This is a genomic window from Aeribacillus sp. FSL M8-0235, from assembly GCF_038000355.1.
GTDB classification, from domain to species: domain Bacteria; phylum Bacillota; class Bacilli; order Bacillales; family Aeribacillaceae; genus Aeribacillus; species Aeribacillus composti.
The window spans coordinates 37,501-52,999 of sequence record NZ_JBBOBW010000001.1 but is presented as its reverse complement, the minus strand read 5'-3'; the positions used below and the strand labels follow the sequence as shown (position 1 = coordinate 52,999).

At 39.7% G+C, this 15,499-nt stretch carries 16 protein-coding genes and 2 rRNA genes (1 of these 18 cut by a window edge); 1 reads left to right on the top strand and 17 read right to left on the bottom strand.

The genetic code is table 11. The features are described 5' to 3' along the window. Nucleotides 1-25: 25 nt before the first annotated feature. The 5 genes from rsmA to metG all read right to left on the bottom strand — a co-directional run bounded on the left by rsmA (nt 26) and on the right by metG (nt 5,826). Nucleotides 26-904 (bottom strand): 16S rRNA (adenine(1518)-N(6)/adenine(1519)-N(6))-dimethyltransferase RsmA, encoded by an 879-nt coding sequence (gene rsmA / locus NSQ71_RS00250; protein WP_094244834.1) that lies wholly within the window; start codon nt 902-904, stop codon nt 26-28. Continuing rightward, the gene (rnmV, locus tag NSQ71_RS00245) at nt 858-1,466 is read right to left on the bottom strand and encodes a ribonuclease M5 (RefSeq protein ID WP_340732250.1); all 609 of its coding nucleotides are present in this window, start codon (nt 1,464-1,466) and stop codon (nt 858-860) included. Before rnmV ends, rsmA begins: the two co-directional genes overlap by 47 nt. A gap of 129 nt (nt 1,467-1,595) precedes the next feature. Continuing rightward, nucleotides 1,596-2,783 (bottom strand): G5 and 3D domain-containing protein, encoded by a 1,188-nt coding sequence (locus tag NSQ71_RS00240; RefSeq protein ID WP_066247264.1) that lies wholly within the window; start codon nt 2,781-2,783, stop codon nt 1,596-1,598. A 235-nt stretch (nt 2,784-3,018) separates the two neighbouring features. Further along, on the bottom strand, nt 3,019-3,786 hold the full coding sequence (locus tag NSQ71_RS00235; protein ID WP_063387590.1) for a TatD family hydrolase: 768 nt from the start codon (nt 3,784-3,786) through the stop codon (nt 3,019-3,021). 96 nt (nt 3,787-3,882) lie between these two features. Then, complete coding sequence (metG, locus tag NSQ71_RS00230; protein ID WP_339198203.1) at nt 3,883-5,826, bottom strand: methionine--tRNA ligase; 1,944 nt, start codon at nt 5,824-5,826, stop codon at nt 3,883-3,885. 315 nt (nt 5,827-6,141) lie between these two features. On the opposite strand from metG, the gene NSQ71_RS00225 reads away from it, so the two are divergent. Continuing rightward, on the top strand, nt 6,142-6,426 hold the full coding sequence (locus NSQ71_RS00225) for an AbrB/MazE/SpoVT family DNA-binding domain-containing protein (RefSeq protein ID WP_063387592.1): 285 nt from the start codon (nt 6,142-6,144) through the stop codon (nt 6,424-6,426). Between the two features lie 31 nt (nt 6,427-6,457). Here NSQ71_RS00225 and rsmI read toward each other — a convergent pair whose 3' ends face one another. The 12 genes from rsmI to NSQ71_RS00165 all read right to left on the bottom strand — a co-directional run. Then, a complete protein-coding gene (gene rsmI, locus NSQ71_RS00220; protein WP_066247202.1) occupies nt 6,458-7,333 on the bottom strand; it encodes a 16S rRNA (cytidine(1402)-2'-O)-methyltransferase in 876 nt (291 codons plus the stop codon). A 48-nt stretch (nt 7,334-7,381) separates the two neighbouring features. Beyond that, nucleotides 7,382-8,119: a tRNA1(Val) (adenine(37)-N6)-methyltransferase gene (locus tag NSQ71_RS00215; RefSeq protein WP_340732242.1), complete on the bottom strand. Its 738-nt coding sequence runs from the start codon at nt 8,117-8,119 to the stop codon at nt 7,382-7,384. Between the two features lie 72 nt (nt 8,120-8,191). Then, nucleotides 8,192-8,557, bottom strand: coding sequence for a DNA replication initiation control protein YabA (yabA, locus tag NSQ71_RS00210; protein ID WP_063387595.1), 366 nt, complete (start codon nt 8,555-8,557; stop codon nt 8,192-8,194). A gap of 13 nt (nt 8,558-8,570) precedes the next feature. After that, on the bottom strand, nt 8,571-9,398 hold the full coding sequence (locus NSQ71_RS00205) for a PSP1 domain-containing protein (protein ID WP_063387596.1): 828 nt from the start codon (nt 9,396-9,398) through the stop codon (nt 8,571-8,573). A 2-nt stretch (nt 9,399-9,400) separates the two neighbouring features. Continuing rightward, entirely contained in the window at nt 9,401-10,393 is a 993-nt protein-coding gene (holB, locus tag NSQ71_RS00200; RefSeq protein ID WP_063387597.1) for a DNA polymerase III subunit delta', read from the bottom strand. A gap of 16 nt (nt 10,394-10,409) precedes the next feature. Further along, entirely contained in the window at nt 10,410-10,850 is a 441-nt protein-coding gene (locus NSQ71_RS00195; protein ID WP_063387598.1) for a YaaR family protein, read from the bottom strand. Between the two features lie 12 nt (nt 10,851-10,862). Beyond that, nucleotides 10,863-11,192 carry a cyclic-di-AMP receptor gene (locus NSQ71_RS00190; RefSeq protein ID WP_063387599.1) on the bottom strand — a complete coding sequence of 110 codons (330 nt, stop codon included), beginning with the start codon at nt 11,190-11,192 and terminating at the stop codon, nt 10,863-10,865. Between the two features lie 109 nt (nt 11,193-11,301). Then, on the bottom strand, nt 11,302-11,937 hold the full coding sequence (tmk, locus tag NSQ71_RS00185) for a dTMP kinase (RefSeq protein ID WP_063387600.1): 636 nt from the start codon (nt 11,935-11,937) through the stop codon (nt 11,302-11,304). A 5-nt stretch (nt 11,938-11,942) separates the two neighbouring features. Next, a complete protein-coding gene (locus tag NSQ71_RS00180) occupies nt 11,943-13,382 on the bottom strand; it encodes an aminotransferase class I/II-fold pyridoxal phosphate-dependent enzyme (RefSeq protein WP_339210742.1) in 1,440 nt (479 codons plus the stop codon). A gap of 81 nt (nt 13,383-13,463) precedes the next feature. Next, nucleotides 13,464-13,667, bottom strand: coding sequence for a sigma factor G inhibitor Gin (locus NSQ71_RS00175; protein ID WP_063387602.1), 204 nt, complete (start codon nt 13,665-13,667; stop codon nt 13,464-13,466). 120 nt (nt 13,668-13,787) lie between these two features. Then, nucleotides 13,788-13,903 (bottom strand): 5S ribosomal RNA (gene rrf, locus NSQ71_RS00170). 138 nt (nt 13,904-14,041) lie between these two features. Beyond that, nucleotides 14,042-15,499 (bottom strand): 23S ribosomal RNA (locus tag NSQ71_RS00165) (it continues 1,475 nt past the right edge of the window).

Genomic DNA, 15,499 nt, shown 5'->3' with positions numbered 1-15,499 from the left:
TTGCTTTTCAAAATGGTGATTTACCCTATTTAAATATTTCGTAAAGTTTGTCGCTCAATAAAGCAAATTCTTCAATGGTCAATGATTCCCCCCTGCGCTTTCCATCGATTCCTGCTGATGTCAAACATTCTTCAATTATGTTTTTATTCGCCTTCCCATTGGGTAAGTTGTTGAGTAAATTGTTCAATAACGTTTTTCTTCTTTGAGCAAAACTTGCTTTTACTACTTGAAAGAAAAATGCTTCATTTTTGACATGAATAAGCGGTTCTGGACGCAAATCGAGGCGAATGACAGACGAATCCACGTTTGGCTGAGGGATGAATACTGTCTTCGGCACCGACATAACCGTTTTCGCTTCAGTGTAATATTGGACGGCAATGGATAATGAGCCGTAATCTTTTGTTGACGGTTTGGCTGTCATTCGTTCTGCCACCTCTTTTTGAAGCATGACGACGATCGCTTTTAGTGGCAAACGGTTTTCCAAAAGCTTCATAATGATCGGCGTGGTGATATAGTATGGCAAATTGGCGACTACCATGACTTCACGGCAATTGTTCAATTTTTTTTCAATGATTTCGTGGAGATTTGTCTTTAATACATCTTGATAAATGATTTCGATATTTGAATATGGAGCTAAATTTTCTTCAAGAATCGGAAGCAGTCTGCCATCGACTTCAAAGGCAACAACTTTCTTAGCATTTTTTGCTAATTGTTCTGTTAATGCGCCGATCCCTGGGCCTATTTCGATGACTCCTGTTTCTTCTGTTACACCTGCACGCTCAATCATTCGATGCAATATGTTCGGTTCCACAATAAAGTTTTGCCCTAGGCTTTTTTTAAAAGAAAAGCTGTATTTTTCAAGAATTTGTTTCGTTCGGCTTAACGTTGCTATTTCTTTTTCCATATGCCTCTTCCTCCTTTAAGATCGCCTCAATTGCCTCCAAAAACGCTTCTTTCGTAATATGAAACATTGCCAAGCGTTTCATTAGCTGTTTTCCGTTAGCATAGCCGATTTTTAGCCGCTCTCCAAGCTTTTCCCTCCGCTTTTTTGCCGTTGGACCGCCAATTAAACCATAAAAAATCAAATCTAACATGGAAATGCTGCTTTTCCATTCGTTCATTTCCTCTCTCACCGAACGCAGCGCTTTCCGAATAGATTCTGCGCTGGCATGTTCAACGCCAATTCCTCTCCCGTTTTTTGCTCTGGCTTCATTGCGTGGCAAAAAGGCATGTTTGCATCCAGGAACATGTTCAGCTATTGTTTTGCGAATTTTTTCTCCCGGAGCGTCAGGATCCGTAAAAATAATAACTCCCCGCGTGTTTTGGGCAAGGCGTATTTGTTCAATAATCGATTGATTAATGGCAGAGCCGTTCGTTTCAATCGTATCGGCGTCCACTGCTCTTTTTATTGCCAGCGTATCATCTTTACCTTCAACGATAATAATTTCTTTTATTTTTTTTTTCATTTTTTCCTCCAAAACTTGAAACCTTTTTGTAATATTTGTCGTCAAATTGTATAAAAGGCTACTGATTTTCAATTATAACGTAAAAAAACAGAGGGTCGAAACCCTCTGTCAAAACAGCACTCGATAAAGTTAACGTAAAACCCTTATTTTGACCTTTTTTCGACCCCATTGATATGCTTGAGACTTATTTGGGAAAAATACGTCAATTTTATTTCCGGAAATTGCTGAACCAGTATCGGCGGCAACTGCATATCCGTATCCTTCAACATACACCTTTGATCCGAGCGGAATGACAGACGGATCAACTGCGATTACCTTTGCATTTGGATTTGAGCGCAAATTGTACCCCGTTGCTGTTGTGCCTGAACAGCCATTGCAGGATGCTGTATATGCAGTAGCCGTCACATAAAATTCTTTAGACTTGCTGCCAGTTCCTCTTGAAGCTAGTGCAGGCTGCGAAGAAGCTTTTGTCCCGACAACAACAATTTTATCTTTGCTTTCCTTCGTTGTTACAGTTTTTATAAGCTTACGGGAAATTTCTTTTCCATTTTCCAAAATGACTTCAAACTGTTTTTGGCGTGTTCCTTTTTCGCCTTCTTGAATCACTTTTTTCGTTCCTTCAGCTAAATTTTTATCTGTACGTTGAACGATTTTAAATACAATTGGTTCTTCCACTACATCGGTGACTTTTTCTACTCTGGTAATTTCTACATTTGTGTTTTTATTTAACACTGTTGTTAGCCCAGGCTTTACTTTATCCATTGGGTTCAATTTTACGTTATGTTCCTTTAAAAAGTCAGCGACAGTAGTCGAAGTAGACCAAATCTGTTGGTTTTTCCCACCAATATTTAAAGTGATAAGATGCGCTTTATTCACCTTTAGTTCCATGTTTTTTTCAATTTTTGCATCTAATGCTGGTAGAACTTCATCTTTTTCGGTAATGGAAATTTTTTGCTGCCTTAAAACATCTTCTACCGTATCAGCAGTTGTGAAAATCTTCCTTCGCTCATTGTCTACAATCAGCTGGACAGGTTTGGCATATTTTATCACTATATTCATGTTGTCTTGAATGTCCCGATGTTTCGCATGAGAAATATAATCATTAGCTTGTAATTTTATATCTAATTCTTTCAAAAGATCACTGACTTGGTCTGCATGGGTCCTTACTTCCTCTGTTTTCCCATCAATAGTGACTCTAACAGTATCTTTTGTTCCTTCATATCCCCCATACGTTGCTCCTGTGCCAATTAAACATACACCGACTGCAGAAAGGACATACTTTTTTCTCTTGGAAAGGTTGGATACCATATTTTTCATGTTTTCAATCACGAAAACGCCTCCTTCTCCTCCGTGAGATTATATAGAGTATTTTTAAACCTGTCAACCCTCCTGCACTTTTCTCGTTTTTTGTAACTATTATCTTGAAGTTTGAACAAAAAGTGAAGAAAGACTTCTCGACACGTTTATCCTATGAGGAAAAGAAGACGTGTAGAACTTTTTTGAATCATTCTTTTTTCAGACAAGCTTGAACAAGCTTCGACAGAAATCTTTATCATGAAATGCCGAATAATTTTTTTCCATTTCTGGTTGTAATTTTTGCTATTTCTTCAAAGGTGAGTCCTTTCAGCTCTGCAATTTTTTCTGCGATATATTTGACATAGCTTGGTTCATTCCGTTTGCCACGGAATGGATGAGGGGTTAAATAAGGACAATCGGTTTCAATTAATAATCGGTCCAATGGAATTTCCGCAGCTACTTCTTTTGGTTTTTTTGCATTTTTAAATGTAACAGGACCGCCGAACGAAATATAGAAATTCATGTCCATACATTGCTTGGCAACCTCTAAGCTTCCGGAAAAGCAATGCATGACTCCGCCTACTTCCTTCGCATTTTCCTCTTTTAATATTTGAACAATGTCTGCAGTTGCTTCTCTGTTATGAATAATGATCGGCAGCTGTACTTCCTTTGCTAATGCAATTTGCTTGCGAAACACTTCTTTTTGCACATCCTTAGGTGATTTATCCCAATGATAATCCAGGCCCATTTCACCTAGTGCGACAACTTTCGGATGGCTGGAAAGCTCTCTTAACCAATCTAAATCGTGATCCGTCATATCAATGGCATCAACCGGATGCCAGCCGACAGCTGCATATATAAAGTCATACCTTTCAGAAAGCTCTATAGCCTTTGGAATTGTTTCGCGGTCAAAGCCGACAACAACGATAGTTTCCACTTTTTCTTGAAGTGCCCGGTCAATTACTTCGTTTAAATCCTCCTCAAATTGCACCGCATTTAAATGTGCATGAGTATCAAACAGCATATTTTGACATCCTTTCCAATCATTTTTTCCCTTTTTCGATAAAAGGGAAAGAGGTGTTCCACGTGAAACACCCCAAAAAAACATTCTTCGACAAATTTATTTGATTTTCGTTCCATTCGGTAAATCTGAATCGACGGTAGCAAGCGACAAGGTTCCGTTTTCTTCCCCTGCCAAAATCATTCCTTGCGACAATTCTCCACGCAATTTTACCGGTTTTAAATTTATTGCACAAATAACTTTTTTGCCGATTAATTGTTCAGGCTGATAATATTTAGCAATTCCAGAAACAACTTGGCGTTTTTCAGATCCTAAATCCAACTGAAGTTTTAACAGCTTGTCTGCTTTTTCTACTCTCTCCGCTTGAATAACCTCCGCCACGCGTAAATCCACTTTCATAAAATCATCAATTGTAATTTCATTCTCATCATCTGCTGTTTCTTTTTTAGCCTCAGGTGCCGATCCTTTCATCTGCTCTTTTATATAGTTCACTTCCTGTTCGATATCTAAACGCGGAAACAGCGGCTCTCTTTTTTGCACCCGAACCTCTTCCAGCTGTCCAAACTTATGAATGGATTCCCAATTTTTCAAATGATCGTCCTCTACACCTATTTGCGCAAAAATTTTATCCGGTGTTTTTGTTAAAAATGGTTTTAATAAAACGGCTATATGTCGAAGCGACTCAGCCAAATGATACATGACGGATGCAAGCTGATTTCTTTTTGACTCGTCTTTTGCCAGTACCCAAGGCTCCGTCTCATCAATGTATTTATTTGTCCGGCCAATAAATTGCCATAGGGCTGTCAGCGCAACGGAAAACTCCATTTTATCCATGGCTTCTTCGTACTTTTTAACTGTTTCGGTTCTGAATGAGCGAAGAGCCTCATCGTAAGGGGTTTCATCCGCTTGTTCTTTTTTTACAATGCCGTCAAAATATTTATCGATCATGGCCACCGTTCGGTTTAGTAAGTTTCCTAAGTCATTAGCTAAATCATAGTTAATGCGCTCCACAAAGCCTTCAGGAGTAAATACTCCGTCCGCTCCAAACGGAACTTCACGCAGCAAATAATAGCGCAAAGCATCAAGCCCATAACGGTCAATCAATGTAACTGGATCCACAACATTTCCTTTTGATTTAGACATTTTTCCGTCCTTCATTAACAGCCATCCATGTCCAAACACTTTTTTAGGAAGAGGCAGATCAAGCGCCATGAGCATAATCGGCCAGTATATCGTGTGAAAGCGGACAATCTCTTTCCCTACTAAATGAACATCTGCAGGCCAATATTTTTTAAATTTTTCTTCATTCTCGGTTCCGTAGCCGAGCGCCGTAATATAGTTTGTCAATGCGTCAATCCAAACATAAATAACATGTTTTGGATTACCAGGAACTTTAATGCCCCAGTCAAAAGTCGTCCGGGATACCGCCAAATCTTCCAGCCCAGGCTTTATAAAGTTATTGATCATTTCGTTTTTTCTTGATTCCGGCTGAATAAACTCTGGATTTTCTTCATAAAATTGCAGAAGCCTGTCGACATATTTGCTCATTTTAAAGAAATAAGACTCTTCTTTTACCTTCTCAACAGGGCGGCCGCAATCAGGGCAATTTCCGTCCACTAGCTGTCTTTCTGTAAAAAACGATTCACAAGGCGTACAGTACCATCCTTCATACTCATCTAAATAAATATCTCCCTGCTTTACTAGACGGTCGAAAATTTTTTCTACTACCTTCTTATGTCGCTCTTCAGTCGTTCTTATAAAATCATCATAGGAAATATCTAATTTTTTCCATAATTCTTTAATCCCTGAAACAATATCATCAACATACTTTTTAGGAGATACTCCTTTTTCCTCCGCTTTTCGCTGGATTTTTTGCCCATGCTCGTCAGTTCCCGTTAAATACATGACATCATAACCGCGAAGGCGTTTATATCTCGACATGGCATCGCCGGCTACCGTTGTATACGCATGACCGATATGTAATTTATCGCTCGGATAGTAAATGGGCGTCGTTAAATAAAATGTTTTTTTTCTGTTTTCCACAATATTAATCCTCCTTTGCCACTACATTACAGAAAAGCTCTCGTCAGTTGGACGAGAGCGACAAAACCAAGCATTGATTACATATTCTATGATACCATCATAGCCTGTTTTATCAAGAAAATATACATAATCTTTCATCATCTTATAAGATTTACACAGTTATTTAAATTGAACAGTATTTCGAATCAAAAGGATTGACGTTTATTGGAAAAACTGTTATTCTATTAATTGACAATCGCAAATGTCGAATAATGGCGAAAAAGGGAGTATATAGGCGATAAATCTTTATTTTACAAATGGGAGGAGACAAATTTTATGAAATCTACTGGAATTGTTCGTAAAGTTGATGAGTTGGGACGCGTAGTTATTCCGATTGAATTGCGCAGAACATTAGGAATTGCTGAAAAAGATGCTTTAGAAATTTATGTGGATGACGACCGCATCATTTTGAAAAAATATAAACCTAGCATGACTTGTCAAGTAACTGGAGAAGTTTCTGATGATAACTTCCAGCTTGCAGGCGGAAAAATTGTTCTTAGCCGCGAAGGTGCAGAGCAAATTTTAAAAGAAATCCAAACCATTTTGGAATCTTCTAAATAAAAAGTTAAAAGTCCCTACTATTCAGGGACTTTTATTTCAAATGATACTCCTGATACACTTCCCGTTTTGGCAAATTTCGATCCAATGCGGCCAATTTGATCGCTTCTTTTGATGGATAGCCTTTTTCTATATAATGTTCAACATGTTCTTTAATCGTCCATTTACTCCACCATGTTTCTTTGTTATCATCGGGAGTATTTTCTTGACTGCCTTCAATGATTAAACAAAACTCCCCTTTGATTTCATGATTTTCCGCCCAATCTAATAGTTCATCAACTGTCCCCCTCACAAACTCCTCATACATTTTTGTTAACTCTCGAGCAACAGCTATTTTCCTATTGCCAAAAAATTCATGAATATCCTTTAACGTTTCAACGAGTCGATGAGGAGATTCATAAAGGATAATGGTTTCTTTCTTATTTTTTAATTGCTCCAATTGTTTTTTCTTTTCTTTTTTCTTGTGATGTAAAAATCCAAAAAAATAAAAAGGCTGAGGCGCAATTCCTGAAGCGATCAATGCCGTTAATGCAGCATTAGCCCCCGGAAGCGGTATAACCGGATAATGATGGTCTAAAACTAGCTGAACAAGCTCACTTCCTGGATCAGAAATGGTTGGCATGCCGGCATCGCTGACAAGTGCAACTTTTTTCCCCTCTTCAATCATTTTCATGATCTGTCTTCCACTCGAATTTTTATTATGTTCATGATAGCTGATGATGTTTGTATCAATATGATAATAATGACATAATTTTTTCGTTTGTCTCGTGTCCTCCGCTGCAATAACGTCACACTCTTTTAACACACGGATTGAACGGAACGTCATATCTTCTAAATTTCCGATCGGCGTCGGCACTAAATATAGTGCGCCCTTCTCTACATCTTCCGCATAGCTTTTTTGCTGCCACATCCCTATTCACCACCATAATGTATACATTCCGCTTTAGTCACATTTTATTTACCCGTACAATATTTTTTGAACTTCATCCGTATAATTGTTTTGATCATCGTAAACGATCAATGGGGGTAGAATTTTTAAATCAGGATTCCCATCTTTTATTCCTTCTACTAATAAAGTATTTGCTTCCTTTCCAAGCTTTGGATATACAAAGCGAATTCTTTTCGGTTCCACTCGATATTTTTTCATGAGTTCGATCATTTCTAAAAATCGTCCTGGACGATGGACAAAGGCAACTTTTCCCCCCGGCCTTACCAATTGGCTGCTTACACGTATAGCATCTTCAAGAGTGCATAATATTTCATGCCTTGCAATCGCAAAATATTCGTTTTTATTTAACTCTTCTTGTCCCGGCGTTTTGAAATAAGGGGGATTGCATGTTACAACATCGAACTTCCCATACCCAAGCTGTTTCGGCATGTCCAAAATGTCGCCGTGAATGATCTTTATTTGATGTTCAAGGTGATTATATTGGACAGATCTGACAGCCATATCAAACAGCCGCTTTTGTATTTCCACTCCTGTGATCGTTCCTTTTGTTCTTGTGTTTAATAAAAGTGGAATCACCCCGTTTCCTGTACAAAGGTCAATCAAATTCCCTTTTTGGATCGGGACATACACAAATTTTGCGAGAAGAACTGCATCGAGAGAAAATGCAAAAACTGAAGGACTTTGAATGATGCGCAAATCTTCCGCTAACAAATAATCCAGCCTTTCATCATCGTGCAAATATACCATGTAAATTTCCCTTTCTTGAGATTACTTACTCGTCCTAGTCATAAGAAAAGCCTCCTGAAAAGGAAGCTGCACTTACTTTTTATTTAAAAATGAGAGGCAGAACAGGCAATCTCCATCTTTCCTTACACTGCCATAATGCAGATTACAAATATGAAATCCTTCCTGATAAAGTCTTGCCAGGTTATCATACCCTTCGCCAATATCTATATGTCCAAGCTTTTTTTCCTTCTTCTTAGCGCTTTTCAATTCTTCTTGTTTCAAATTCATTTGATCAAAAGAAGACATTCGTTTGCGCAAGTGGTCGTTTTCCAATTTTAAATGTTGGTTTTCTTCAATTAATTCTCCTATATGCTGCTTTAATTCTCCTAATTGGCGGTACAAATAACCAATTTGTTCCTCCAGCAATGTCACAGCATCAAAAATTTCTTTTTTGTTCACTGGTTTTCCACCTCTAATCTGTGAACTCCATAGAAACAGCATCGTCTTGTATTAATTCTTCCCATGTGTATTCAACGACGCGATCGCGATTGATCAGTTCGACTTGCAGCACACGTTCTAAAATATTTAGTCCGACAACCTTTCCTGTTCCATTCGGAGTTTCTATAGTATCTCCAATATCCGGAAGTTGCTCTTTTGCTGTTTCATATTCATCATTCTCATATTTTAAACAGCACATTAATCTTCCGCATAACCCCGAAATCTTTGTAGGATTCAAAGACAAATTTTGATCTTTCGCCATCTTAATCGAAACAGGCTCAAAATCCCCTAAAAATGTGGAGCAGCATAGCATTCTTCCACAGGGGCCGATTCCGCCAAGCATTTTCGCTTCGTCTCGCACCCCGATTTGTCGAAGTTCAATTCTCGTTTTAAAAATAGAGGCCAAATCTTTTACAAGCTCGCGAAAATCAATACGCCCGTCAGCAGTAAAGTAAAAAATGACTTTGTTGCGGTCAAATGTATACTCTACATCGACAAGCTTCATCTCTAAACCGTGTTCTTCTACTTTTTTTAAACAAATATCCATCGCTTCTTTTGCTGCCCTGTTGTTTTCTTGGACAATCATCCGATCCTTTTCATCAGCTTTCCGAATGACTTTCTTTAATGGAAGCACAATATCATGCTCTTCCACTTGTTTTTTGCTGACTACTACTTTTCCATATTCAATCCCTCTGATTGTTTCAACAATGACATAATCATCAAGCTGTATATCAAAACCATTTGGATCAAAATAATAAATTTTTCCCGCCTTTTTAAAGCGAACTCCTACAACATCATACAAGCTTATCCCTCCTGCAATGTTAAAACCAAATCTTCCATAAGAAGCTGCGGATTAACATTGAAATTTAACCGTTTTTTTGCATTCAAAATGGAGACGATTTGGTGTAAAACAGTTCGTTGGCCAAGCTTTAGCCCTTGCTGTTTTAACATTGGCAATATATCTAAATAAACAACGTCATCTTCATTTCCGATTTGAATTGATAATAAATCTTTATATAAAAATAGGAGAAAATCCAGTCCCATTTCCATTTGCTCTTTATCTGCAAAAAAAGGCACCCAATGATTATGAATAAAAAGCAATGCATGGTCGGGACGGGAGTCCAATACTTCATATAATTTTATCACTTTGGTTCTTGCTTCCGCAAACCAATCGTCACGGCTAAGTGAAAATGCTTCTTCAATATTATTGGTAACTTGACTGACGAGGGCAGCTATATGACTTGGAGTTCCTTTTTTCTCAAGTTCCTGCTGAATCATTTTTGGGGGAATGGGTTGGAAGGTTAATATTTGGCATCTAGAAAGAATTGTCGGCAACACTCGATGAACTTGATTTGTTATTAATATTGCCATTGTTCCTTCCGTCGGTTCCTCCAAAAATTTCAATAAACTGTTGGCCGCATTGACAGTCATCTGGTCGCATCCAGATATGATATAAAGCTTCCGGTTCGATTCAACGCCCGTTTTTGCAAATTCCTTCTGCAATGCTTCTATTTGTTCTTTTTTGATTGATAAGCCATCAGGCTCTATAAAGTGAAGATCAGGATGATTTCCGCTCTCAACTCTCTTGCAGTTTGAACATTGTCCGCACGGTTTATAATTTTTCTCCAAATGCTCGCAAAAATAACTTTTTGCAGTTAAAAAAGCAGCATCCTTTTTTCCTGTGCCCTTTTTCCCTTGAAATAAATAGGCGTGGGCCAATCTATTTTTCTTAAAAGAATTTTGTATTATTTTCAATACTTTTGGCTGAAGTTTTTCGAGTTCTTCCCATGTTTTCATTTATTGTACCACTCACTTACGTATATAAATTCACGATCAGCCCTTTTATTTCCCCTATTTTCCCTAAAATGTTTACGGCATCTTTTTCTTTATTTAAAATTTCTTCGGTCAATTCCACCAGCTTTTGGTCAATTTGGGAAACGATTTTTAAATTCCGTCTGTTCCCATAAAAATCCCAGCTCTTTGATTCTTTGACACCCATTCCGAATTCAATCGTTTCACGAATAAGCCGCTTTACTAATCTTTTAAACTTAGACAAATCATGCATATTTCTCGATTTACTTAGACGTTCTCCGGCTTCCTCCAGTTCATTTAAAAGCTGTTTCCATTGTTCTTCATGGAGCTTGGATTCATGCTTTTCAACCATTTGAGAAAATATTTTAGATCTGTTTTGTGTTCCGTTCTGTTCAATTGTTTGTTTAGGCAGTATTGTTCTTAAATCTTCATTAACTTTCATTTGCTCTCACCTTTAAAATTGATGAAATTGTTCAACTGGAAGGACAAAAACAGTTGCACCGCCAACCTCAATTTCAAGCGGATAGGGAACGTAAGAGTCGGTATTCCCGCCTATCGGTGAAACTGGAGCAACAAGCTGTTGGCGAGATTGGCAGTTCGTTTTAATGATATCGAGCGCTTTTTGCACACGAATGTCTTCTGTTCCAATAATAAAAGTAGTGTTGCCGGACTTTAAAAATCCCCCGGTGCTTGCAAGCTTTGTCACACGAAAGTTATGTTCCGTCAGGGCTTTTAATAAGCGGTTGCTATCTTGATCCTGGACAACAGCCATAATCAATTTCATACGGAAAAGCCTCCTTATTAATAAAAACGGAAAAGCAGGACATCTTGCCAGGACATTTTGCAGCGAATATCAATTTTTCTTCATTATATCAAGCTTGAGAACGATATGACTACAATGTTTCCTTCCAAAATAAGTCCAATGCACTCTCCGCTTCAAAAAAAACTTTTTCTAAAGGCTGATCTGCATTGATCACTTTTATTCTATTCGGAAACATTTCAATGATTTTCTTGTATCCTTCATAAACCTTTTGATGGAAATCCAATTTTTCCAAGTCAAGTCGATTGATTTCTCGATTTTGATTGCTAGTTATTCTTGCTAATCCTTTTTCCGGCAAAATATCAAAAAACAGCGTAAGATTGGGCATCATGCCGGTTATTGCAAATTGATTTATTTCAAGCACCTCTTGAATCCCGAGACCTCTTGCATACCCTTGATAGGCTAAAGAACTGTCAACGAATCGATCGCAAAGTACAATTTTTCCTTTATGAAGAGCGGGAATTACTTTTTCGACTAAATGCTGTCTTCTCGCGGCAGCATAAAGAAGCGCCTCGGTCCTTGCATCCATCTCTGTATGTTCTTTATGAAGAATAATTTCCCGAATTTTCTCGCTGATGACAATACCGCCTGGCTCGCGCGTCACGACAACGTCTTTTCCTTCTTTTTCTAACTTTTTTTCAAGCTTTTTAATAATTGTCGTTTTCCCCGCTCCTTCAGGTCCTTCAAACGTAATAAAAATTCCTTTCATTAAGATCACCTTTTCCTGAAAATAGAAATAAGGCCTTCTGCTAATTTCTTTCCTCCTTGAAAATTAGCACGCAGCTCCATTAACCTTTTCAACGCTTCAATTTGATTTTTTGTAATTTTTTCTCCTCTCATCAAAAGCGGTATTCCCGGCGGATAAGGAATAATCATTTCAGCAGAGATCTCTCCTATCGCTTCTTCTAATGATACAAATGTTTTTGTACTGTTTTCCATTGCCTCGTAAGAAATAGATAGCTGGCTGATTTCGTCTATTTGTACTTCCTTCTGAAGACCCCATTCCATCTTGCTTGTTTGGGTATTTTTTAATATGTCATTGACTTTCGAAAAGTGTCCAGTATCTTGAAACTCTTTAGCAAACGGAAGCACAAACAAAACATTTAGAGGATCGGCAAGCTCAGGATAAATACGTGCTTTTTCAAAAAGCTCCATTAAATCATAACCTGACATGGCATTTTGTGAACGAATTGTCAGCTTTAAAGGATCAACAGCCACAAAAGGATCCTTCGAAGACACTATATCGATATAGTCAAGCTGTTGAAAGATCTCCACATATTTATTTAAAGTTTGATTCAATTCCTCTTCCTTCGTTAACATATCCTCGACATACGCTCTTGCTAAATCAAGTGAGGCCATAATCAAATAAGACGGACTGCTTGTTTGCAGCATATGTATATAATGGCTAATTTTTTCCTCATTCACCAATTTGCTGTTTACATGCAAAAATGCTCCCATTGTCATAGCAGGCAATGTTTTATGGGCAGATTGTACGACAACATCTGCACCAACCGAAACAGCTGATTTCGGAAACGAAGAACTTGCGATCAAATGAGCCCCATGAGCTTCATCGACTAATACCGGAACACGGCGGGAATGAGCAAATTGAATAAGTTCATTTAATTTTGTATATGTTAAACCGTAATAGGTAGGGCTTGTCAAAATGATCGCTTTTACTTGAGGATATTTTTGAAAAGCTTTCTTTACCGTTTCAACTGGTACATAAGAAGGCACTTGAAAACCTTCATCGAACTTGGGAGATAAAAAAACAGGCTTTGCACCGGCCAGCTCTAATCCATGCATCACTGATTTATGACTATTTCGTTGAACGAATACGACATCCCCCTTTTGGCAATTAGCAAGAATCATTGCCAAGTTTCCGACCGTTGAACCATTCACTAAAAAATATGTTGACGATACTCCATATAATTCTGCTGCAAGCTGCTGCGCCTCTTTAATGATCCCTTCTGGCGCATATAAATCATCTAAATTAGCAATCTCAGTCAAATCCAGCTGAAGCGTTTGGCGAAAATGCGGAAACTGATTTGGATCATAAAGAATCCCGTTTTTATGACCAGGTACATGAAACGAAAGAGGATTTAACTGACAATGTTGAATTAAAGCATTATACAACGGAGTACGAATTTTTCCCATCTGCTTTCATCGCCCTTTTCTATTTGCTGCATAATTTCATTATAACAAAAAGAAAAACTTGACCATCTGTTTATAGCCAAGTTAAGAATAAATTTTGGAAGCTGCCGCTTTTTTTAATTGTTCAACAAAATATTGATATTTCCGGTCACTCGTATCAGTCTGCACCATGTCCTTTTCACAATCTGTGCAAATAAAACTTGAATATAAATGAATGCCTTTCTCTTTTTGCTTATCACAGATCACACACGTTTCCCCAATTATTTCACTCTGTTGACTGTAAGTCATTCCTTCTCCACCTCCACCTTCATTATGTCCAAAATAAATATAATCTATGCAATTTTTGGAATTTTTTATTTATTTTCATATAAAAAAAGAGCAGCATCGATCGCCGCTCTTTTTCTTTTTGCCTGGCAGCGTCCTACTCTCGCAAGGGACAAACCCTCACTACCATCGGCGCTGAAGAGCTTAACTTCCGTGTTCGGGATGGGAACGGGTGTGACCTCTTCGCCATTGCCACCAAGCAAATTATTGTATTCATTATTCCATTCAGTTCGATGGACAACTATTATTATAACTTTTTGATCACAGTTGTCAACACTTTTTTGAATATCATTCTTTCAAAACTAGATAACGGTTCCTTCACGAATAGATGCTCCTACTTGGTTAAGTCCTCGATCGATTAGTATCCGTCAGCTCCACGTGTCACCACGCTTCCACCTCGGACCTATCTACCTCGTCATCTTCAAGGGATCTTACTCGCGTTTAGCGATGGGAAATCTCATCTTGAGGGGGGCTTCACGCTTAGATGCTTTCAGCGCTTATCCCTTCCGCACATAGCTACCCAGCGGTGCCCCTGGCGGGACAACTGGTACACCAGCGGTGCGTCCATCCCGGTCCTCTCGTACTAAGGACAGCTCCTCTCAAATTTCCTGCGCCCGCGACGGATAGGGACCGAACTGTCTCACGACGTTCTGAACCCAGCTCGCGTACCGCTTTAATGGGCGAACAGCCCAACCCTTGGGACCGACTACAGCCCCAGGATGCGATGAGCCGACATCGAGGTGCCAAACCTCCCCGTCGATGTGGACTCTTGGGGGAGATCAGCCTGTTATCCCCGGGGTAGCTTTTATCCGTTGAGCGATGGCCCTTCCATGCGGAACCACCGGATCACTAAGCCCGACTTTCGTCCCTGCTCGACTTGTAGGTCTCGCAGTCAAGCTCCCTTCTGCCTTTGCACTCTCCGAATGATTTCCAACCATTCTGAGGGAACCTTTGGGCGCCTCCGTTACCTTTTAGGAGGCGACCGCCCCAGTCAAACTGCCCACCTGACACTGTCTCCCGCCCCGATCAGGGGCGCGGGTTAGAATGTCAGTACAGCCAGGGTAGTATCCCACCGTCGCCTCAGCGCAAGCTGGCGCTCACGCGTCTCTGGCTCCTACCTATCCTGTACAAGCTGTACCCACATTCAATATCAGGCTGCAGTAAAGCTCCACGGGGTCTTTCCGTCCTGTCGCGGGTAACCTGCATCTTCACAGGTACTATAATTTCACCGAGTCTCTCGTTGAGACAGTGCCCAGATCGTTACGCCTTTCGTGCGGGTCGGAACTTACCCGACAAGGAATTTCGCTACCTTAGGACCGTTATAGTTACGGCCGCCGTTTACTGGGGCTTCGGTTCGCACCTTCAGCTACAGCTTAAGCGCTCCCCTTAACCTTCCAGCACCGGGCAGGCGTCAGCCCCTATACTTCACCTTACGGTTTCGCAGAGACCTGTGTTTTTGCTAAACAGTCGCCTGGGCCTTTTCACTGCGGCTCATCATGGCTTATCACCTTGATGAGCACCCCTTCTCCCGAAGTTACGGGGTCATTTTGCCGAGTTCCTTAACGAGAGTTCTCTCGCTCACCTTAGGATTCTCTCCTCGCCTACCTGTGTCGGTTTGCGGTACGGGCACCTCTCACCTCGCTAGAGGCTTTTCTTGGCAGTGTGGAATCGGGAACTTCGGTACTTCCTTTCCCTCGCCATCACAGCTCAGCCTTCCGGCAAGCGGATTTGCCTGCTTGCCAGCCTAACTGCTTGGACGCGCACATCCAGCCGCGCGCTTGCCCTATCCTCCTGCG